23 protein-coding genes and 1 tRNA gene are annotated in these 22,223 nt (G+C 34.4%); 18 read left to right on the top strand and 6 right to left on the bottom strand.

The window, feature by feature from the left end; all coding sequences use genetic code 11:
- The first annotated feature begins 144 nt into the window (after positions 1–144).
- The 11 genes from J3U14_RS09955 to J3U14_RS10005 all read left to right on the top strand — a co-directional run bounded on the left by J3U14_RS09955 (position 145) and on the right by J3U14_RS10005 (position 8,515).
- A complete protein-coding gene (locus J3U14_RS09955; protein WP_267351842.1) occupies positions 145–2,016 on the top strand; it encodes a hypothetical protein in 1,872 nt (623 codons plus the stop codon).
- Positions 2,016–2,738, top strand: a complete 723-nt coding sequence (locus J3U14_RS09960; protein WP_267351844.1) for a phage baseplate protein — start codon at positions 2,016–2,018, stop codon at positions 2,736–2,738. Before J3U14_RS09955 ends, J3U14_RS09960 begins: the two co-directional genes overlap by 1 nt.
- Before the next feature lie 68 nt (positions 2,739–2,806).
- A complete protein-coding gene (locus tag J3U14_RS09965; RefSeq protein WP_267351846.1) occupies positions 2,807–3,163 on the top strand; it encodes a phage baseplate plug family protein in 357 nt (118 codons plus the stop codon).
- The gene (locus tag J3U14_RS09970; RefSeq protein WP_267351848.1) at positions 3,117–3,941 is read left to right on the top strand and encodes a phage protein; all 825 of its coding nucleotides are present in this window, start codon (positions 3,117–3,119) and stop codon (positions 3,939–3,941) included. The genes J3U14_RS09965 and J3U14_RS09970 overlap by 47 nt, the downstream gene beginning before the upstream one ends.
- Positions 3,942–4,001: 60 nt before the next feature.
- The gene (locus tag J3U14_RS09975) at positions 4,002–4,289 is read left to right on the top strand and encodes a DUF6694 family lipoprotein (protein WP_267351849.1); all 288 of its coding nucleotides are present in this window, start codon (positions 4,002–4,004) and stop codon (positions 4,287–4,289) included.
- A 429-nt stretch (positions 4,290–4,718) separates the two neighbouring features.
- Positions 4,719–5,387, top strand: coding sequence for a Gp138 family membrane-puncturing spike protein (locus J3U14_RS09980; RefSeq protein ID WP_267351851.1), 669 nt, complete (start codon positions 4,719–4,721; stop codon positions 5,385–5,387).
- The gene (locus J3U14_RS09985) at positions 5,384–5,749 is read left to right on the top strand and encodes a hypothetical protein (protein ID WP_267351853.1); all 366 of its coding nucleotides are present in this window, start codon (positions 5,384–5,386) and stop codon (positions 5,747–5,749) included. Before J3U14_RS09980 ends, J3U14_RS09985 begins: the two co-directional genes overlap by 4 nt.
- A complete protein-coding gene (locus tag J3U14_RS09990) occupies positions 5,730–6,851 on the top strand; it encodes a baseplate J/gp47 family protein (protein ID WP_267351855.1) in 1,122 nt (373 codons plus the stop codon). The genes J3U14_RS09985 and J3U14_RS09990 overlap by 20 nt, the downstream gene beginning before the upstream one ends.
- Positions 6,844–7,500, top strand: coding sequence for a DUF2612 domain-containing protein (locus J3U14_RS09995; protein ID WP_267351857.1), 657 nt, complete (start codon positions 6,844–6,846; stop codon positions 7,498–7,500). The genes J3U14_RS09990 and J3U14_RS09995 overlap by 8 nt, the downstream gene beginning before the upstream one ends.
- Positions 7,497–8,336 (top strand): hypothetical protein, encoded by an 840-nt coding sequence (locus J3U14_RS10000; RefSeq protein WP_267369661.1) that lies wholly within the window; start codon positions 7,497–7,499, stop codon positions 8,334–8,336. Before J3U14_RS09995 ends, J3U14_RS10000 begins: the two co-directional genes overlap by 4 nt.
- A gap of 11 nt (positions 8,337–8,347) precedes the next feature.
- Positions 8,348–8,515, top strand: a complete 168-nt coding sequence (locus tag J3U14_RS10005; protein ID WP_267351863.1) for a hypothetical protein — start codon at positions 8,348–8,350, stop codon at positions 8,513–8,515.
- 342 nt (positions 8,516–8,857) lie between these two features.
- On the opposite strand, the gene J3U14_RS10010 is transcribed toward J3U14_RS10005, so the two are convergent.
- The 3 genes from J3U14_RS10010 to J3U14_RS10020 all read right to left on the bottom strand — a co-directional run bounded on the left by J3U14_RS10010 (position 8,858) and on the right by J3U14_RS10020 (position 10,469).
- Positions 8,858–9,115, bottom strand: coding sequence for a gp53-like domain-containing protein (locus J3U14_RS10010; RefSeq protein WP_267369663.1), 258 nt, complete (start codon positions 9,113–9,115; stop codon positions 8,858–8,860).
- Positions 9,116–9,215: 100 nt separating this feature from the next.
- Positions 9,216–10,151 carry a tyrosine-type recombinase/integrase gene (locus J3U14_RS10015; protein WP_267360067.1) on the bottom strand — a complete coding sequence of 312 codons (936 nt, stop codon included), beginning with the start codon at positions 10,149–10,151 and terminating at the stop codon, positions 9,216–9,218.
- Positions 10,152–10,392: 241 nt separating this feature from the next.
- Positions 10,393–10,469: transfer RNA gene (locus J3U14_RS10020), tRNA-Val, on the bottom strand.
- Positions 10,470–10,703: 234 nt separating this feature from the next.
- Here J3U14_RS10020 and recQ point away from each other — a divergent pair.
- From recQ to ruvB, 7 genes are all read left to right on the top strand, one after another.
- A complete protein-coding gene (gene recQ / locus J3U14_RS10025) occupies positions 10,704–12,533 on the top strand; it encodes a DNA helicase RecQ (protein ID WP_267351869.1) in 1,830 nt (609 codons plus the stop codon).
- A 115-nt stretch (positions 12,534–12,648) separates the two neighbouring features.
- Entirely contained in the window at positions 12,649–13,875 is a 1,227-nt protein-coding gene (locus tag J3U14_RS10030) for a hypothetical protein (RefSeq protein WP_416380160.1), read from the top strand.
- A gap of 141 nt (positions 13,876–14,016) precedes the next feature.
- Positions 14,017–15,192, top strand: a complete 1,176-nt coding sequence (locus J3U14_RS10035) for a M20 family metallopeptidase (protein WP_267351873.1) — start codon at positions 14,017–14,019, stop codon at positions 15,190–15,192.
- Between the two features lie 333 nt (positions 15,193–15,525).
- On the top strand, positions 15,526–17,658 hold the full coding sequence (gene dnaX / locus J3U14_RS10040) for a DNA polymerase III subunit gamma/tau (RefSeq protein ID WP_267351875.1): 2,133 nt from the start codon (positions 15,526–15,528) through the stop codon (positions 17,656–17,658).
- A gap of 33 nt (positions 17,659–17,691) precedes the next feature.
- Positions 17,692–18,030 carry a YbaB/EbfC family nucleoid-associated protein gene (locus tag J3U14_RS10045; protein ID WP_267351877.1) on the top strand — a complete coding sequence of 113 codons (339 nt, stop codon included), beginning with the start codon at positions 17,692–17,694 and terminating at the stop codon, positions 18,028–18,030.
- Between the two features lie 264 nt (positions 18,031–18,294).
- Positions 18,295–18,903, top strand: coding sequence for a Holliday junction branch migration protein RuvA (ruvA, locus tag J3U14_RS10050; RefSeq protein WP_065558172.1), 609 nt, complete (start codon positions 18,295–18,297; stop codon positions 18,901–18,903).
- 13 nt (positions 18,904–18,916) lie between these two features.
- Positions 18,917–19,918: a Holliday junction branch migration DNA helicase RuvB gene (ruvB, locus tag J3U14_RS10055; protein WP_267351879.1), complete on the top strand. Its 1,002-nt coding sequence runs from the start codon at positions 18,917–18,919 to the stop codon at positions 19,916–19,918.
- Positions 19,919–20,002: 84 nt separating this feature from the next.
- On the opposite strand, the gene cysK is transcribed toward ruvB, so the two are convergent.
- The 3 genes from cysK to yfbV form a co-directional block, all read right to left on the bottom strand.
- Entirely contained in the window at positions 20,003–20,968 is a 966-nt protein-coding gene (cysK, locus tag J3U14_RS10060; RefSeq protein WP_267351881.1) for a cysteine synthase A, read from the bottom strand.
- A gap of 236 nt (positions 20,969–21,204) precedes the next feature.
- Positions 21,205–21,717, bottom strand: coding sequence for a primosomal replication protein PriC (gene priC / locus J3U14_RS10065; protein ID WP_267351882.1), 513 nt, complete (start codon positions 21,715–21,717; stop codon positions 21,205–21,207).
- Positions 21,718–21,728: 11 nt separating this feature from the next.
- Positions 21,729–22,184 (bottom strand): terminus macrodomain insulation protein YfbV, encoded by a 456-nt coding sequence (gene yfbV / locus J3U14_RS10070; RefSeq protein WP_267351883.1) that lies wholly within the window; start codon positions 22,182–22,184, stop codon positions 21,729–21,731.
- Between the last annotated feature and the right edge of the window lie 39 nt (positions 22,185–22,223).

Genomic DNA, 22,223 nt, shown 5'->3' on the forward strand with positions numbered 1-22,223 from the left:
GTGTTATTGTCAACAATTATGCAACACTCCACGAATTAAAAACTGTATATTCACTTGATGATGTTATCGATATGCACCATGTGATAGCAGAAGTTAGATTGGCTGAAAAGCCAAAGGAGAATTAAAGTGCATCTAGAGCAATATTTGATAAAAATTGGTGTTGATATCTCACAGGTAAACAATCTAACTAAAGTCACGACTTTTTTAGAAATCAGTGCAATGAAGTTATCTAACATTGGCAAAGTTATAAATACTACACTTAATAATGCGATTAACGATGCGAGTCAATCTAATGAAAAAGCGGCTGAGTCATCTGAAAAAGCTAAATCTAAATTTGATATTTTAAAACAAGCTTTAACAAGTATTACGGCTGCAGCCAAAAACTATGGGGAAAAAATGATTAGCGCTTTTAACAGCGCTATTGATAAAGCAGAAGAACTTGCTGGCAAAAAAAATCTCTTATTTTCGATTTCGAAAAGTGAACTGGCACAAGTAAAGAAATATAAGATCGAACTTGAGAAATCCGGTCTTGCGATTGATAGCATAAAAACAAAAATTGCTTTAGGATTATTACCAAGGGTAACTGATCTTGTAATAAGCTTTAATAAATGGCTCAAAGCTAACAAGGAATTGATTGCCAAAGGTATCAACGTTGTAATTAGTGTTGTTTCGAATTTTATTCAAGTTATAAAACATGCTTTTGAATTTATCGATATGATAATTTCTAAGACCATTGGTTGGGAAAATGCCATAATAGCCTTGAGTGTTGCTTGGGCAGTCTTAAATCGTGCTATGCTGTTTAGTCCGATTGGGCTAGTCATCGGTTTGATAGCTGGATTATTGTTGATCATTGATGATTTTATGGTTTTCTTAAAAGGTGGTAAGAGTCAATTTGCTCCATTTTGGCAAGCCTGTATCGACAACATCAAAAATGCAATAACTTGGTGGCAAAATTTAGATAAAAACTGGAAAAGTATTATTTTTGCCGTATTGGGCTATTTGCTTTTATTAGGCGGAAAAATAGCGTGGGTATCAGCTAAAGCTAAATTAATTACCTCAATCTCCAATGCTATTCTAAGTATTGGTAATGCTCTCAAAACGCTTGGAAATTTAGTTAAAATTATTAAAACAATTGGCAGTGCAATAAAAACACTGACGTCTATCATGATAGCTAATCCTATTCTGGCTATTATTACTGCTATCGCTTTGGCTGCTTATCTTATTTACGATAATTGGGATTTTCTTGTTTCCTTTTTTTCTGATTTTTGGAATAAAGTTACTAATTTCTTTAAAAATGGTATAAAAGATATACTCATGTACTTTGGTATGAGTGAAGAAAATGCCGAGAAAACGGTCAATGCAATAGGCGCTACCTTTGACGCAATTTTAGACTTAATTACGGCACCATTTAAGGCTGCTTGGGAATTGGTTAAAAGCTTATTTACAATTTGGACGGATGATAGCACTTCAACAACTGAGAAAATTGGTCAAACCTTTGAAGCAATAACTGATTTTATTACAGCGCCATTTAAAGCTGCTTGGGAATTCATAAAAGGATTATTTGAGATTTGGGGTGTTGATGTCACATCTTTAATCGATAATTTAGGAAAAACGTTTTCAGGTATTCTTGACTGTATTACGCAACCTTTTAAAGATGGTTTGAAATGGATTGAAGACAAGTTTTTTGCTGTCATCGATAAGATGAAAAGTAAAATAAAAGGTGTACTTTCTTTTTTTGGTTTTGGTAGTGATAAAGATGAACAAGCTCAAGAAGAAAATCTTAAAGCCACGAATTATTCCGCAACCCAAAATCTTGCACTCGTGAGTACAGATGTAGCAAAAGCTGGAGGTTTATCTGCATTAAATAAAAACGTCAATAATAACAGTGAAATAATAATTCATAATACAATGAATGTAACTACACCTCAGAATGGTCTCGATCAAGTTTGCAATCTTGTCGACAATGCTGCGAGACGAATCAATGATAATACAGTTACAGCGATGGGGTCTAACTGATGTTTCAATCTATTTTAAACAAATCATCAAAAAATAGTGGGTTAATTGTTACTGACAATTTTGTATTCAGTTTAGATATTAATACTGTCGAACAGCATACATCAAAATTAAAAGTCACAGAAAATCCCATTGAAAATGGGGCTAATATTGCCGATCATGCAGTTTTAGAACCAAAAGAGATTTCAATAAATGGTCTTATTGTGGGATATGAAAAAAATACTTTCTCGATTGACCATTTTTTGGGAATAGATTTATCCAATTACCCTTTGCCTATGCCAATCAAAACTTTTGCAGCACAAGCGGAAAACATGGTAAATCGTTTTGCATCACATTTTCAAACAAGCGCTGAAAGGTTGAATCAAGTCGTTGCCGATTTTCTACCTGAATATCAGTCTCCTATTATAAATAGCTTATTTTCAGATCGTATTGCAGACGCTTACGAAAAATTGCTGGCAATTCAACGGAGTGGTGAACCTGTTATCCTGCAAACTAATGCTAAGCAATATAATAATATGGTTCTAAGTTCTGTGGGTTTGACTCAACAAAAAAATACTTATGGTGAGTTTTCCTTAACGTTTCGAGAAATTTTTATCGTCGAAACGCAAATTGCAAGTGGTCTAAATCAAACGGTTAAAAAACAGAATCTTGGTAAAACACAACCACAGAAAATCGAAGAACTAAAATCTGTTCTTTATAAGATTTTTAGTTGGTTTATTAAGTAATGTAGATAACTTCAAAGCTAAAAAAGTGATTAGTTGTTGGTAAATAAAGAAAATTTGAGAGATTAAGTATGTATATAATTCAGACAACTTATGATGATGTGCTAGAACAAACCTTTACATTATACGATATGAATTTACGATTAACATTAAGATTCAATACGGTATTAGTCGGCTACCAATTTGATTTGTTTGATATTAACAATAATCAATATATTACAACCAATAAAGGACTGTCTGTAGGCAGTCCAGCGCTTATTGAATTTGACCTTCCTTTTGTTTTAGTCCTTTATGACAAATCAGGATTAGGAATTAATGCAATAACGAAAAATGACTTACATAATCGAATGCAATTATTAATTATGACAAAGGATGAATATCGTGAGACAATTCGGGCGAGTTTTAGAACTGAAAATAGGCAATCGTAAAGAAAGTATTGTATTGAACAATCTTAGAGTCACTTTCTCGGTCAACAAAACACTTACTTCCGATCCTAACACCGCTGAAATTTCAATATACAACCTCAACGATTCAAATCGTAATTTAATCAGCACAAAACAATATGATTATGTAGAATTATATGTAAGTTATCAGGATGATGTTTTACGGATGATTTTTTGTGGCGATATTTTAACGGTGGAAAATCAACTTTCTGAACTGGATATTATCACGACCCTAAGGTGTGCTGATGGTCATAAAGCTTTTACAGAAAAAGTTATTATCAAAACATTAGAAAAAGGACAAACTGACAATGATTTTTTTAATGAAGCGTTAAAAAGTTTTGGTTTAAAAAAAGGCAATGTTAATCTTCCTAATAATAAAGCACTTCCTCGCGGAAAAGTTTTCATGTGTGATACTCGCGAACTTATGCACCAAATAGCAAATAATAATGATGCCGATTGGTCTATTCAGGATGACGAACTGATTGTTATCCCCAAAAGTAAGGCTATTTCAAATCATGAAGGATTTGTTATTTCAAGAACGACGGGCATGATAGGAACGCCTAAAAAGACAGATAAAGGGTTAGAAATAACAACATTATGTAATCCGCATTATAAGATAGGTGCATTAATTCGAGTTGAATCTAAACTCACAGAACTCAATGGAGACTATAAAATTAAAGCGCTACAACATAGTGGGGATCTATATGGGAATAACTGGCAAAGCAAATTACAGTGTATTTTTGGTAACTTCGAAAAAATTTGATTTGTTATCAATTTAGATATAGGATGAGCATCCCAATATAATTTATAAAAGGATGGAAAAATGAAAAAATTACTTGTACTTTTAATGTCTATAACTTTATTAACTGCTTGTGGCGATAAAAAGATTGATGCTTCAACACCTGAAAAATATCAAGAATCATTAGCTGAAGTTGTAAAAGACCTTAACTTCAGTGAAGCGCAATCTTTTACAGCAGCTTTGAGTAAAATTAATATGCAGGCGGCTACCGAAGCAAATTACGATAATAAGAAAATGGAAGAAATCATGAAGCAAAAACTTGATGGTAAAACTGTTTCAGAAGTGATTAAACTTGCTGAGCAAATTAATTAAACCTATTAATGCAATCAAATGAATATTCTTGATTAATATCTAAAAAAGATTGCAATTTTTGGGATCTGGTCATTTTTATTGTTATTGTACCATTGTTTAGATGTTTTAAGTAAAGCTTAGTAAAAACAAAGTTAACACGCTTAATCTAATCAAACATTTTACTGTAATATTAAAGTTAGCAGATATACGCTAACGTTCCCGAAGCTAAAGATTGCAATCTCAACGTAATTTTTTTATTTCCATTCGTTTCAAATATTTTCTAATCTATCAAATCAAAATTAAATTTCTGGTATCTTTTATAAAACAATAAGTTATTTTAATTAAAATAATCATTCTATCAGTCAATACTAGACAATTACTCTGTAACCAACAATAAATTAACCACCTGCCAAAGGTGGTTTTTTATTGGCTTAAATTCGTAGGTAAATTATGGTTGATACGCTATACCAAGCAATTGAAAATCAAATTAAACGTGCCCAATCAAATATTTATACGGCGTTGCCTGCAAAGGTGATAAGTTTTGATGGTCATACAGTGCAATGTAAACCGATGATTAATAGAGTATTAGCAAATGGGGAAGAGATATCGATTCCGCCATTGGTTGATGTTCCTGCACAATTTCCTCACGCCGGCGGTTTTTGTATGACGGTGCCTATCAAAGCAGGTGATGAAGGTCTGGTGGTCTTTTCCAGTCGTTGCATTGATGGCTGGTTTGCATCGGGCGAAGCATCAAAACCGCTTGATAATCGTATGAATGACTTAAGCGATGGTTTTTTTATCGTTGGTTGTAACAGTGTACCTAACAAAATTCCAGATTTTTATCATGATGGCGTATCGATGCAAACAGATGACGGGCAAACTCATATTCGATTAACGGAAGGAACAATCTATATCAAAGGCAATATTGTACATGAAGGAAATAAGCAACAGTTTGGAAACTATGACCAAATTGGTAGTTTCAATCAATCTAACGGCAATACAATTAGTGCCGGCATAATCACTGCACAAGATGTCATAACAAACAAAGGAATTAGTTTGAATACTCATAGACATACAGGTGTGAAAAGCGGCGAAGACACGACAGGAGAGCCAACATGAAAGTAAGAGAGTTAGACAATAATCATGATTGGACATTTGGGCAAGGTTTGGCTAATTATTTACATCAGTCAGATGCAATAGCCCAGTGTGTAAAAACTAAATTATTATCCTTAAAAAAAGATTGGTTTTTGGATCGCAATGACGGTATTGCCTGGTTTGATTATCTTGCTAAAAACCCAAATACTAAACAGTTGGAAATTGATATAAAAAAACAAATTTTCAACATTGAAGGTGTGATTAGTATTGATGAGTTCGATATTTTATTGGATAGCGAGACGCGTGAGTTTCTCATTCAAATTACCTACACAGATAAATTCAACAATTCTAATGAGGCTTCATTTAATGTTACAGATAACAGATAAAGGAATTGTTATTGATGATTTTGACACAATTAAAAATCGTTTAATAACAAGTTTTAAATCGATTTATGGTGAAAATGTCAATTTAGATAGTGATACGCCAGATGGGCAATTGCTCGGTTTATTTTCTCAGGAATTATCGAACATACATCAAGCAGTATCATTTATTATTCAGATGTTAGACCCTTATCAAGCGACTGGGCAGTGGTTGGAACAACGGGCAATGTATGCAGGATTAACAAGAATAACCGCATCATATTCATACATCGATGAAGTCATTTTTAATGGAACGCCAAACACATTGATTCCTCAAAACGCTATTTATGTTGATAAAAACAAAAATAAATGGGTAACAACAGAGCCAATAAAATTAAATGATTTAGGTAGTGCTCGTTCAAAATTTAGATCGCTAGAGTTAGGTCATTATACCGTTAACGCAATGGATGAATTTACACCGAGCACTATTATCATCGGCATAGATAAAATTACTGCCAACACCCAAAGCTATGGCGGAGTTGATGAAGAAACTGATGCGCAACTATTAAAACGCTTTATGTTATCTCATTCAATCAATAATTATGATGATCGCCAAGGCATACAGTCTGCATTAATGAATATAACAGGTGTGACTAAATGCGTAGTATATGAAAACTATACGAATAAAACGGATGAAAAGGGTGTGCCTGCTCATTCATTTAATGCCGTGATCCTTGGTGGCGATGATGAAAAAATAGCAGAGGTGATCACTAAAAAGAAAATTGGCGGTTGTGGACTATTTGGGAAAATTGAGACGATGTATTTATTAGATGAAATACCTCGAAAAGTTTACTTTGATAGACCAAGAAAAGTCGATATCAATGTCTCAATGACAATTGGTCGTTACAAATCTTTTAATGATATTAATTCAGAACAGATTAAAGCTAATTTAAAAAGTCTTGATTTTGAAATTGGTGAAAATGTGTATGCATCTCGCATTATTTCAAGCATTAACTTAGTTGACGGATTTTATATTAAAGAACTCGCTGTAAACAGTGCCAACATTGTCAATATCGATTATCGAGAGTATGCACAGATAACGCATGTTGAGGTGCTAATAGATGAATAGAGAAAAATTCCTCATTTGGCAATATCGTACAAAACCCAAGGCATTAGGCACTATCAGAGCTATCAATAAAGAGACTGGTAACACGTTTAACAATGTCATTCAAATTGCGGATGTTCTCAGCATCAACGACGCGACAGGTTATGCACTTGATTTGATTGGTCGTCATGTTGGCGTCTCGCGTGTGTTACCTTCTGCTATCACCAAAGAATATTTTGGATGGTTAGAAGATAACACAGCATTATCATTTGATATTGGTGAATTTTATCGACATGGCGATGCTTTAACGGCATCTGTTGTATTAAATGATAGCGATTATCGTTTCTTTATTAAGGCAAAAATTACTAAAAATTATCAAAGTGGTGAAATATCAAACATTGTAAAATCAATTAAATTCGTGATTGGCAAACATGGAAATATTATTGATTCCCAAAATATGACAATGAATGTATTAGTTAACAGTGATCAACTCAATTCACTTACTTTATATGCAATTAGTAAAATGGATATTTTAGCCCGACCTGTTGGTGTTATGTATCAATATATTGTTCTAATTAATAACGAACCGTTTGGATTTTCGCATGACAATGCATCATTCGGTTTTAATTTAGGCAAATTTGTTCGACTTCAAGAAATAGGAACTATTCAATGATTATACAAAAAAAACCAGATTATTTAATCTTTGCAGATTCAGCAAAAAAAGGGGAAGTTACGGATTTTCCTGATGTAAGTCGAGGCTGGGGAATCACCATCGATCAAACCGCATCAAAACCACCGCTTGAATGGATGAATGGCGCATTTAACCGTATTGATAAAAATATGCTGTATCTGCTGCAACAAGGCGTTCCGGAATGGAGCGAATCAGTGACATATCCTGCAAATGCAATCATAAAATATAATGGTTTTCTATATACCGCTTTAGTTGATAATGATAATGCCAACCCATCTAAAAATACGTCAAAATGGAGAAAGATACAAGCGGATGATTTTAATGCTTTACCAGCACAAAAAACGATGAATGGTAATGAACCTATTTATGAGGTAGGTCATCATTTTAATTGTACTAATAGACCATCAGTTAATAATAGTCCAATAGTGACTGCAGATCAATTTCCTGCACACAACAATAAAGCTACAGGTTGGTATTCGATGCCCAATGGTTATATCCATCAATTCGGAACAATAAATCTCCCTCCTATTGGAGATTATAATGCATTAAATATTAATGGGACTATCTATTACACAAATATATATAAAATATTGTTTCCTAGATCATATCCTGTAACTCAAATAACAACAACTGTTTCGCTAGCAGGACAACCGTTGCATCGCGATAAACAGTATAATGAATATGGTACGTGGGTTCGTAGTAATCGTGGTGAACGAGAAAAGGAAGGAGTGGTATCACGAAGTTCTTTTGACGTATCAGTAACATCATCTACACTTGGATATATTCCTATTATACATTTTTATTCAGTTGGTTGTTAAAAGGAGTAGTTATGCTATATAGTAAAATTGAAAATGCATTTTATGTTGGTGATGAGTTAGATATTAATATTCCAGATGATGTTATTGATGTTAATTTTGAAATAGAATCCGAAATACGTAAAGCGGTGATCAATGGGGTATCGTTTGAAATACTCGATGGCAAAATCGTAAAAAAGTAGAGCTTATGCTCTACTTTTTGATTTTTTAAAAACATGTTAATAGAATAAGATGAATATCAATACGGCAATGATTTAGAATTAACAATATTAATTTTAAAAAATGTTAAATCTATTTCTTCAGATAACTAATTGTATTTAATGCTATTGATCTTAATATCAGAATTTTCTTAAATTATATGAGCAGTAAATTATAGCCTTATTTTGAGAAAAAATAATATTAAAATTAACCAATTAATTCTGACATTTTTTCTTATTGTTTGTTGAAGAATCAAAATGCTGGTTAAAATATAATTTATTAACAATTTTATAGATCAATATTTTTAGAGTAAGTAAAACAACTACTTAAAACCCTATTGCAATATAAAAAAGACCCGTATTAGCATATGAACCAAGTGGATTTTTTCCCCAACACTTAAAATAGGATTTTGATATTGGATTAGCAGCTGTTGAATTGACACCTCCCCAACCATCATTAGTGATAATAGCGAAACATTCGTTTGGAAAAGGTATGTTAAATGGCACTAAACTTCCAGCTTCTCCATCTTCAACTGCATAATTGGCACTCCCCCATTGAACATACAATCCATTTGGTAATTTCAAATAACCATTTTTATTCAATGAACCGACAAAATCACGAAAAGTTGTTATTGCTGAATTACTAAATTTAGGTCGTTGTTTAAACTCTATTTGATGACCTACCTCATAAATAGGATGCTTTATTAATCCTTAGTTTTTTATATTCCCTACCTCTATTGTCATTATATCTATCTGTCATTTGTTGGGATTTGTGTCCTAATAAAGTCATTGTATCGAGTCGTTGTTCTCGATATAAACGTTCTGCTAATGATCTTATTTCATGAAATGTGGTAGGTGTACCTGTCCAATAATTTTTTTTAAAAACTTTATCACGTAAACGTGCAAATTGTCTTGTTATTGCTTCTAACTTTATTTGTTTATTATTATTGCTTAGCAAATAATTATTTTTGGTTGAATCAATGATATCTTTTAAACTAATATTCAGTTTTTTACATTTCAATTTAACTGGTAATGCTATTTTCGCTCCAGTTTTATATTGTTCAATTAATAAGTAATTACGTTTAATGTTAGATTTTTTCATAGTTGCGATATCGGAACGACGTTGACCCGTTACTATGGCTAACATCATTGCATCATGTAACGTTTTATTTCCCGTTTTGTCAGCTTCATTTAATATTTTTTTAAACTCATTTAATGTCATTCGAGATCGTTTTACTGTAACTTTTGGGCATTTTATTGGATCAGTTGGATTTTTATCATTCCAGCCTTGAGCATAAGCTTCTCTAAATATATCTTTGAGTAAATGATACATACATTTCGCTGATGGTGCTTTATCTTGATCAGTATAAATCTTAATGAGTTGAGCAATATCTTGAGGTGTGATTTTTGCTAAAGGTCTTTTTCCAATGTTTTGTCTGATAACTTTGATTAAATATTTTTTTATTTCGATAGTTTTAGGTTTTAAATTACGTTTTAATAGAATATCTAGATAGTTATCAAGCCAGTTATTAACTAATTTTGAATTTGAAGATTGAAATAATTTAGATAGAAAAAGCATAGCATACCATTCTTTAAATGGAATATTCTGCGCTAAATACATTGAATTAGCTAGCAAATTGAGATATTAAATTTAGATACTCAATGTGAATTCAATAATTAATTTATACTACAATATTTAACAATTGATATTTTTTTAATTTTTTGAATTTAAAACTTTATATCTATATTTTATTTTGAATAATTTTAGTTAAATAAAAACTTTGTGATGTGAAAATTCGAAAAAACGATTAGTTAAGGATATTGAAACTTATTATTTTGATACGCATTCATTAACATAATGATGGTACGCCCGGGTGGACTCGAACCACTGACCCCCACCATGTCAAGGTGATGCTCTAACCAACTGAGCTACGGGCGTAAATTTGAAACACGCAAATATTAGCTTTCAAATTGATTACAAGCAAGTAAAAAAATTATTTTTTGGTTGTTTTTTCATCTGTTGAACATTTTTGACTATAAAAAACACAAAATTTGTTAGTTTTAAAACTATAACAAATCTAAATTGAAAACAAATATCAGTTCAAGGTGGTTTGTTGCTTTAAATTTAGCTATACTCGATAAATTAACAGCAGTGATTTATTTTTAGGTTAGCATGTCGATAAAAGATCAGATTGATACAGTTTTGCATAATGTTTTTGGTTATAAATCTTTCCGAAATCAACAAAAAGAAATTATCGAATCGATTATCGATGGGCGTGACACTTTAATTATTATTCCTACTGGTGGCGGAAAGTCGTTATGTTACCAAATCCCCGCTGTAATCCTACCTAAAACCGCAATTGTAATTTCACCCTTAATTTCATTGATGAAAGATCAGGTAGATCAATTAGCCGCAAATGGTATTCCTGCTGCTTATCTAAATGGTTCTCAATCGTCATCCGAACAGCAAAATGTCATAGAACAATACCTTAATCATTCTATTAAGCTTTTATATATCTCACCAGAAAGATTGGCATTAGCGTATTTTCAAAGTTTAATCGAACAAAATCCACCGTCTTTAATCGCAATTGATGAAGCACATTGTATTTCACAATGGGGGCATGATTTTAGACCTGATTATCGGCAATTGGGACAACTTTCAGCACGTTTTCCTGGTGTGCCGATTGTTGCTTTAACGGCAACTGCCGATAAAATGACTCAAGCAGATATTATTACCCAGTTAAATTTAGTGGATCCCTTAGTTGTCGTTCGTAGCTTTGATCGTCCAAATATCCGTTATACAGTTGTCGAAAAATATAATTTAACCGACCAAATTGTCTCATTCATTGAAACCCAAAAAGGGAATAGCGGCATTATTTATTGCGCTAGTCGTTCAAAAGTAGAAGATATGACTACCAGACTTGCTGCACGGGGATTTTCCGTTGCAGCTTATCATGCAGGACTGACTAATCAACAACGCCAACAAGCACAAGAAGCTTTTTTAAAAGATGATATACAAATTATTGTTGCAACCGTTGCTTTTGGTATGGGGATCAATAAACCGAATGTCCGTTTTGTTGTTCATGCCGATTGTCCACGCAGTATCGAGGCTTACTATCAAGAGACTGGGCGAGCAGGGCGTGACGGTGTGCCGGCTGAAGTTATGCTACTGTTTAATGCCAATGATCTGAGCTGGTACCGACAACAGATTAGTGAAAAAATGGAAGGACAACACAAAGATGTTGAATTCCATAAAATCGATGCAATGCAATCATTTGCCCAAAGTTTAACTTGCCGTCGTATCGTTTTACTCAACTATTTTGGTGAACAACGACACGAACCTTGTAATAACTGCGATATATGCCTTTATCCTCCTGAACATTATGATGGTTTAGTTGATGCGCAAAAAGTATTATCTTGTATATATCGTGTTGAGCAGCGCTATGGTGCGCAATATATTGCAGAAGTTTTACGAGGATCAAACCGATCGAAAATAAAAGAAAACGGACATGATCGTTTGTCTGTTTATGGTATTGGAAAAGAACACTCCATTGATTATTGGCTTCATGTAATAAGGCAATTAATTTATCATGGCTATCTAATACAAAATATTGCTGCGTATAATACCCTACAATTAACAGAGCGTGCACGCCAAATATTGAAAGGTGAAATTGCATTATCCTTGGCTAAACCACGACTTGAAATTGTGAAGAAAAGTCGTTTAAATCGTTATGCAAGAGCAATAAATTTAACCACTATCTTATCTTATGAAGAGCGTATTTTATTTGGGTATCTTAAAAAATTACGTAAAGACATTGCCGATAGTGAAGATGTTCCACCCTATATTATTTTTAGTGATGCAACCTTACTCGAAATGGTACAAACCATGCCTGAAAGCAAACAACAATTACTCAATATTACTGGTGTTGGTAAAATTAAATTAGGAAAATATGGCAATCTTTTTCTTGATAAAATTAAAGAATACATGATTAACAATATATAATATTAAAACTATTTAAAAATAAACTTAGCATAATAATTATTTGTATGATCCAACAGGAAAAGTTAAATAATTAACAACCAATAAAATGGAGCTTTTTATGTCAACAATGAATGATATGTCTCAAATGCTTGCATTAGTATTATTGCTACTAATTCTTTTTTTAGGCGATATTGTATCTACACGAACCAAAGCATGGGTGCCGTCAGTTTTTGTTTGTGCCGTGCTTTTCTTAGCAGGTTACTTCACTTTTTTCCCAAAAGATATTGTCGCTCGAGCAGGAATACCCAAAGTCGTTGCTGTCATGTTTATGTATCTGTTAGTCGTTAACATGGGAACTTTACTTTCAGTTAAAGAGTTACTGCGCCAATGGAAAACTATCGTTATTTCACTGTCAGGCATTATTGGAATCATCATTGTGGTTGTGATCGTTGGATACTTATTTTTTGACTACAATACAGTTATTGTTGCGATTCCACCTTTAGTTGGGGGGATTGTTTCCGCTATTATAATGGCTGGCGGTGCAACGAAAGCCGGTTTACAAGATCTTGCTGTGTTTGCCATTATTATTTATGTCATGCAAGGTTTTATTGGTTATCCTCTCACTTCAATCATGCTTAAACGTGAAGGGCGCAGAGTGCTTAAACAGTATCATGAGGGTACATGGAATGCTTTAAATGATCCTAAGTCTACATCGAATAAACAAGAAACCGAATCTAATGATGAACATCCAATGCCAAAAATGTTTGCGATGTTTTCAGCACGGTATAACACAACCTATTTTATTTTTTTACGAATTGCGATTATTGGATTTTCTGCCTATTACGTGGCGAAAGTATTGGATCCTATTATCAGTATAAGTCCATTTGTACTTTGTCTATTATTCGGTGTGATTGCCGCATCGTGTGGTTTTCTTGAACGCCATCCTTTAAAAAAAGCGGGTGGTTTTGGTTTAGCGGTCATGGGGCTTATGCTGTTTATTTTTGACACATTAAGTCAAGCTACACCTGACATGCTAGTAAGATTAATTACGCCTTTGGTTGTCTTTATATTAGCAGCTGTACTTGGTATGTTTATCTTCTCGCTTATTGCCGGAAAAATGCTAAACGTTAGTCGAGAAATGGCGTTTTCGATAGCACTAACAGCACTCTATGGGTTTCCTGCTGATTATATTATTACCAATGAAGTGATTAATAATTTGACCAAAAATGAAAAAGAAAAAGAGGTACTTACTCGTCATATGTTACCGCCTATGTTGATTGGTGGATTTATTTCAGTCACTATAGTGTCGGTTGTTTTAGCAGGCTTTATGGTCAATATGATAGTCGCACCTGCAATACAGTAAATGATAAATGTCTACAAGTTTGATGACAACTAATCGGATAACAAGATTTAAGAACAGTTTTTCTAACTATCTTCTTAATATGTTTTCAATATCAAACGCATTAATTTTGATGGACTAAATAACAAGAACAAAGGTAGTAAAATGATAAATCAAGATATTAAAAAGATAGTACAACAAAATATAAAAGAAATGGTCGCTTTTCGCCGTGATTTGCATCGTCACCCAGAATTACCGTGGGAAGAGTTCAGAACGACAGATAAAATTGCAGAGCAGCTTGATAAAATTGGCATCCCTTATCGTCGTACTGAGCCAACCGGTATTATTGCCGATATCCAAGGCGGAAAACCAGGTAAAAGAATTTTATTGAGAGCTGATATCGATGCGTTACCGGTGCAAGAGTTAAACGACAATATTGATTACAAATCAACCATCAACGGTAAGATGCATGCTTGCGGACATGACACGCATGCAGCCATGCTACTGACTGCGGCAAAAGCGCTTTATGCAATACGTGATCAACTAAAAGGTAATGTGAGATTAGTTTTTCAGCCTGCTGAAGAAATCGCACAAGGTGCAAAAGGCATGATAAAACAAGGTGTATTAAATGATGTGGATACAGCCTTTGGTATGCATATCTGGTCACAAACGCCTGTCGGAAAAGTATCCTGTGTGGTAGGTTCAAGTTTTGCTTCTGCCGATTTGCTCACTGTCCGATTCAAAGGAAAGGGCGGGCATGGCTCGATGCCTCACGACACGGTTGATGCTGTCATGGTGGCATCTTCATTTGTGATGAACATACAATCGATTGTCTCACGTGAAGTGTCTCCGCTTACCCCTGCGGTGGTCACCATAGGAAAAATGGATGTCGGCACTCGTTTCAATGTTATTGCGGAAAATGCGGTTTTAGAAGGTACTGTTCGCTGTTTTAGTGTTGAAGTGCGAAATAAAATCGAAGATGCTATTCGCCGTTACGCCAATCAAGTTGCCGCAATGTATCGTGCAACGGCTGAAGTAGAATACATTTATGGCACGTTACCCGTCATTAATGATGAACAATCTGCGCTATTAGCACAAAAAGTCATTGTTGAATCGTTTGGTGAACAAGCCCTTTATTTCGAGCCACCAACAACTGGCGGTGAAGACTTCAGTTTTTATACTGAAAACATTCCTGGTGCATTTGCATTAGTGGGTTCGGGTAATCCTGAAAAAGATACACAGTGGCCACATCACCATGGTTGTTTTAATGTTGATGAAGACGGCATGATTATGGGCGCAGAATTTTACGCACAATATGCTTGGTCATATTTGAATCAATAATAAATATGAATAATCCAACCATTATGGAATCGAAATAATGGTTGAGATTTATCTACTCAGGATTCAAATTTTCAACTACAATGAATCTGTATTAGTAAACACGCCCATATTTCTGAATAACTAACTACAACAAACTTAATTTATTCTTATCATTCATTTCTTATTAATAATCTATTTATTAAAAGCATTCATTAAAATAAACGTCAATAATAACAATTGACTGGATTCTCATTCAATAAAGTATTGTAAATTGTTTACTGTCATCTTAAAGACTAATTTTACGCTTTATGATATTATTGATGCCAAATTGATTAGTTATACGCAATGGTGAATATGAGTTATCAAGTTCTGGCACGCAAATGGCGACCAAAATCATTTACTGAAGTCGTAGGGCAACAGCATGTCCTCAAAATTCTATCAAATGCACTTTCGCTAGGTCGGGTTCATCATGCTTATCTATTTTCAGGCACGCGTGGTGTTGGAAAAACCTCCATTGCTCGCTTACTTGCTAAAGGCTTAAACTGCGAAACTGGGATTACTGCTACGCCTTGTGGGGTATGTGATAATTGTCGTGATATTGAGCAAGGCAGATTTGTCGATCTTTTAGAAATTGATGCCGCTTCACGAACTAAAGTTGAAGATACACGTGAAATATTAGATAACATTCAATACTTGCCAACTAAAGGGCGCTTTAAAGTCTATTTAATTGACGAAGTGCACATGTTATCTCGCAGCAGTTTTAATGCCTTGCTAAAAACATTAGAAGAACCACCAGAACATGTTAAATTTCTGTTGGCAACAACTGATCCACAAAAGTTACCGATTACCATATTATCACGCTGCCTACATTTACATTTAAATGTGCTTGATACTTCGCTTATATCGGAACAGCTTTCTCACATTTTACAACTTGAAAAAATTGAATATGAACCGAAGGCGATTCAGTTATTAGCCAAAGCGGCTAATGGTAGTATGCGAGATGCCTTAAGTTTAACCGATCAGGCTATTGCCTTAGGTAATGGCATTGTTGATGCGCAATCAGTCAGCGTTATGTTAGGAACACTGGATAAAACAATTCCTTTTTTATTGGTTGAGGCACTTTATCAAAATGATGGCAATGCTTTGATGCAACAGATTGAAGCAGCTGCAACACAAGGCGTGGATTGGGATAACTTATTGGCTGAAACCATTACGCTTTTGCATCAAATCGCTTTATTACAAATTGTACCAACAGCATTGGGTGATTATACCGATAATGAAGAACGAATACGCTTTTTAGCACAATACATTGCGCCAAATGATATTCAGTTATTTTATCAAATATTATTAATGGGGCGAAAAGAATTAGCCTATTCACCCGATAAAAAAATAGGTGTTGAAATGAGCTTTCTAAGAGCATTAGCTTTTCAACCCAAAACTAATGATAACAATAAGTTAGTGTCAAATACAAAGCCAACGGTTCAGGCACCGCAGCCATCAAAGCCTTTACCTATTCAAGCATCAGCTAGTAAGAGTGACATATCAAACGCCACATCTGACTCGATGATTAATGTACCGCCCGTGACTGATATTCATCAAAAATCAGCATCTGGCTCACCACAATCAGTGCACAATTTTCAACAAGTTGAGTTAGAAAAGACATCACGTATTGAGAGTAACGCACAATCTGAAATAAAACACTCTCAAAATAATCAGCAACAACCGGCTAAACACGATATGCCGATCCCAGATGATGTCTCTTCAATGACGAAAAGTATTTTAGAAATGCGGATGCAATTAATACAAGAGGAACAAAATAAAAAAAAGTCTGAACTGGTTGAAAAAAATCAACCAATTCAGGCGAGTATCAATGCATCATTAGCGCATGGCACAGACAAACGTTCACACGTAGAATCAAATGAAAATAACTTAAATAAGCCCGATGAGGATGAAGAGCAAATTACCGCAGAAAATTATCAATGGCAGGCGTGTGGGCTGATTGAAACCAAAGATGAATTAATCATTGATACGAAAAGTTTTCGCGAATCATTAAATGGTGATAAAACACCCGAAATGATGAAAAAATTAATTGATGAAATGGTGCAAAAAGACGCATGGTGTGCCGAAATTGAGCAACTCGATATTGCGCCTTTAATTAAGCAAATTGCGATAAATTGCTCTATTGAACAAATAGATGATGAAAATATCGTTTTACATTTGCGATCAGCGGTAAAACATCTCATTAATGCATCAGCAAATATTTCAAAATTAGAAAAAGCGATGTCGAATTATCGACAAAAGCCGTTAAAAATTAACGTTATTATTGATGATAATCAAACGATAAAAACACCTTTGGAAATGCGTGAAGATCTTTATCAACAAAAACTTGCGCAAGCTAAAGTGACAATTAATCAAGATCCAAAAGTGGCAATGATCTGCCAATATTTTGAAGCCAAGATTGATGAAACAAGTATTCGTCCTGTATAATTATGGACTAAATATATTTAACGAGGAATAATTATGTTTTCAGGTGGAAAAGGCGGTTTGGGTAATTTAATGAAACAAGCCCAGCAGATGCAAGCAAAAATGCAGCAAGCGCAAGAAGAAATCGCCAAATTAGAAGTAACAGGAGAGTCGGGTGCAGGTATTGTTAAAGTCAGCATTAATGGCGCTCATAACTGTAAACGAGTTGAGTTAGATCCGTCATTATTGAATGAAGATGACAAAGAGATGTTAGAAGATCTTATTGCAGCAGCTTTTAATGATGCAACTCGCCGATTAGATGAAGCTCAAAAAGAGCGTATGGCTCAAGTTACAGGTGGAATGCAATTACCACCAGGTTTCAAAATGCCTTTTTAATTTAAGCAAATTATCAGCTGTTTCTACTCACTATTTTGCCGAATTGGTCGGCAAAATTTTTCCTTTTATTGCCTGTCTATTTATACAGTTTTTCTTTATTATTTCAATTTCATCAGGTAAACTAAACAACAATAGTTTATACACTCGATATCAATGACAACATACACTTTACTCATTAATACTGTATTTGATTGAGTAATTATTCTTTTTTCATTGTTACATGTCATTGATAAATCTGATAACACTCAATATTAAGGATTAATTGTGATAGGTCGTTTACGCGGAATCATTATAGAAAAACAGCCACCCAAAGTGCTTATTGATGTGGGCGGTGTCGGTTACAATGTTTTTATGCCCATGACCTGTTTTTATGAATTACCCAACAATGGTCAAGAAGTTATCGTTTTAACACATCTGATTGTTCGTGAAGATGCCCAATTATTATATGGATTTAATCATGAACAAGAACGCGAATTGTTTCGTGAACTGATCAAAGTGAATGGCGTTGGACCAAAATTAGCATTGGCAATATTATCAGGAATGTCGGCTCAACAATTTATCGTGGCGGTTGAACAAGGTGAAATCAAAACGCTGGTTAAATTACCGGGCGTGGGGACTAAAACGGCAGAACGATTAATTGTGGAAATGAAAGATCGTGTTAAACGCTTTGGTGAAGAATTATCTGACTCAATGACCATTGTTGAAACTGGCAATATCAAAAAATCCTCAAATCAAATTGAAAGTGAAGCTGTTTCCGCCCTTATTGCTTTAGGCTATAAGCCACAAGAGGCCAGCCGTATAATCAGTAAAGTTATCAAGCCTGAAATGGATTGTGAAACGCTTATACGTGAAGCATTAAAATCAGCGTTATAAAAAGGTAAGCATTATGATTGAAGCGGATCGTTTAATAGCTCCACAAGCTCAAAAAGAAGAAGAGTCTCTAGATCGTGCAATTCGTCCCAAGTATCTGGATGAATATATCGGGCAACCTCATGTGCGTGAGCAAATGAAAATTTTTATTCAAGCCGCAAAACAGCGTAGTGATGCACTCGATCATGTTCTTATCTTTGGCCCTCCTGGGCTGGGTAAAACAACCTTAGCAAATATTGTTGCTAATGAGATGAGTGTTAATTTGCGCACTACCTCTGGCCCAGTTTTAGAAAAAGCGGGTGATCTTGCTGCCATGTTAACTAATTTAGAGCCTAATGATGTCCTTTTTATCGATGAAATTCATCGATTATCGCCAGTCGTTGAAGAAATCTTATATCCGGCAATGGAAGATTATCAACTAGACATTATGATAGGTGAAGGCCCTGCTGCGCGTTCAATTAAAATCGATCTACCACCTTTTACCCTTATTGGTGCGACAACAAGAGCTGGTTCATTAACATCGCCATTACGTGATCGCTTTGGAATCGTACAACGGCTTGAATTTTATCGTGTCGAAGATCTGGAATATATCGTTAGTCGAAGTGCCAAATTTTTGGGTATGGATTTATCCTGTGAAGGGGCTCATTTAATTGCTAAACGTTCACGAGGTACCCCTCGAATAGCTAACCGTTTGTTACGTCGAGTCAGAGATTATGCTGATGTAAAATCAAAAGGTATTATCGATGAAAAAATAGCGACCCAAGCACTCGATATGCTCGATGTCGATAATGAAGGTTTTGATTATATGGATCGCAAATTATTGCTAGCTATTATTGAAAAATTTATGGGTGGTCCGGTTGGTTTAGATAATATTGCTGCTGCAATTGGCGAAGAGCGAGAAACAATTGAAGATGTGCTTGAGCCTTTTTTAATTCAACAAGGTTATATTCAAAGAACACCAAGGGGCAGAATTGCAACACCGCATGCTTATCGGCATTTTGGCATTATTCACGAATAACGATTTTAATCAGTTTAAATTATTAATAGATCTCTAAATTAAGTGGATTAAATACCGTCAATTGACGGTATCTTTTATTTTAAGTCATCCTAATTCTTTTTCGGTAAAAATCCCGCTAAATAAGTCAGTACTTAAATAACGTTCACCCGATGAAGGTAATATTACCACAATGGTTTTATTGCTATTCTCCGGTAAGTTAGCCAATCTATCAGCGGCAAAAACTGCTGCTCCTGAAGAGATTCCCGCCAAAATTCCCTCCTTTTCCATTAAAATGCGCGCAGTTTCGATCGCTTCTTCATTCGATACTTTTTCCACTAAATCAATTAAACTCAAATCCAAATTAGCCGGAATAAAACCCGCTCCAATACCTTGAATTTTATGTGGCCCTGGTTTAAGCGGTTCGCCAGCAAGTGCTTGAGTGATTACAGGTGACTGGCTTGGTTCGACCGCAACCGCCGTAATATTTCGACCTTGGGTATTTTTAATGTAACGTGTTACGCCTGTGAATGTTCCGCCTGTTCCTACCCCTGCGACAAAAATATCTATCTTTCCATCAGTATCAAGCCAAATTTCAGGCCCGGTTGTTTTTTCATGAATTTCGGGATTGGCTGGATTGCTAAATTGTTGTAGCATAATATTACGTTTGGGATTACTTGCTACCATTTCCTCAGCCTTTTCAATGGCGCCTTTCATTCCTTTTGACGCTTCTGTTAGAACTAAATTTGCACCTAATGCTTTCAACAATTTTCGTCGCTCAATGCTCATGCTTTCAGGCATGGTTAACGTTAATTTATAACCACGCGCTGCGGCAACGGCTGCTAATGCGATACCTGTGTTACCGCTGGTGGGTTCAATCAATTCAACATCCGGCGTTAATAAACCACGCTTCTCCGCATCCCAAATCATATTTGAAGCTATACGACATTTAACACTAAAACTGGGATTGCGTGACTCCACTTTAGCTAAAATATTACCATGACCAAAATGCTTTAAACGAACAAGAGGTGTATAACCAATAGTTTGAGAATTATCATCAAATATCTTACCCATGAATAAATCCTTATTAAAATATTAGAAAGGGATAGCATTGGAACATTATCGCTAATCATAGCTAATATTATAAATAGAACTCAAAAAGATGATACTAATTATTCATTATAACATTATGCATTTTAGCTATATGTTTGATCAAAGGACTAATGCAATAAATCAAGACGTTGATTTAGCGATTATTTAAAAAGTTCATCGAAGTCAACAATGTTCATTTCTTGTGCATTGGCATTTTTTTAATAAATACCGCTTTCCGTATCTAATTCCTGTTCAATGTTTTTGATCGCTTGTTCACACCGATAAATACGATTATCCAGTGTTGCAATCTTGATAGGATCGATTGACTCAGCAGAAAGTAATAACTCATATTTCATTTCTTGCAATCGACGCAAATAATCTAAATGGCGACAATGTTTTTCAGAGAGTGTTTCTTGAATTGAAAGTTTAGATTCTTCTTTTTTACGAAGTTGATGCGTCGCTAATTCACGGGTGAGGGCGGTGATTTGATTAACTAACATTTCAGACAAATAGACAATTTGTTCATCTTTTTGATTCATCACATTATTGACTAAAGCTTGAAAAGTTTGTTTGATTTTTTCTAAATAAAAAGCGTTATCCGTATTGATTTTGGTGGTATTAAATAAGTGTTCATCAAAATAGTGTTCTTGATAATTTTGTTGTTCAGATATATTGAGTTGTTGTTCAAGTATATCAATTTGTTTTTTTAGTGATGCCAGCCGTTTCTGCATTTATTTTGATCTTAATAATGAGTTTCAGAACTATCATCTTGAGCAAAGTAATTGCCAAAATGCTTTTTTGATAAAGTTATCAGCTTCATAAATGATTCGAAGGTTAATTTTTCGTTCGTTTCTTTATTTTCTACCAAAATTTTTTTTTCAATTAGTTTTGATTGAATATGATTATAGCAATCGACTAAATTGAGTGGTAATGGAGATTGTGAACGCTTGCCTAACCAATAGATACCCTGAACAGGTAAACTTAACGCAAACAAGATTGCGATAATCGTCACCGCTAATTGTGCTGGCATATAATATTGCCAAACAGCTAACGCAATAATTATTGGGGGTAAATACTTCTTCGCGGTTTTTATGTGGTTTATGATTTTTAATTCGGGAAATGAATACGAAAGTGCTTTATCTTTTGGACAAAGTTCCATATATCGTTGACCAGTCTTAAATGCCTTAACTAAATTCATAAATTTGTGATTCCTCGACATTCACCTATTATTGTCTTA

This window comes from Gilliamella sp. B3801 (assembly GCF_026536645.1).
Taxonomy (GTDB): domain Bacteria; phylum Pseudomonadota; class Gammaproteobacteria; order Enterobacterales; family Orbaceae; genus Gilliamella; species Gilliamella apicola_I.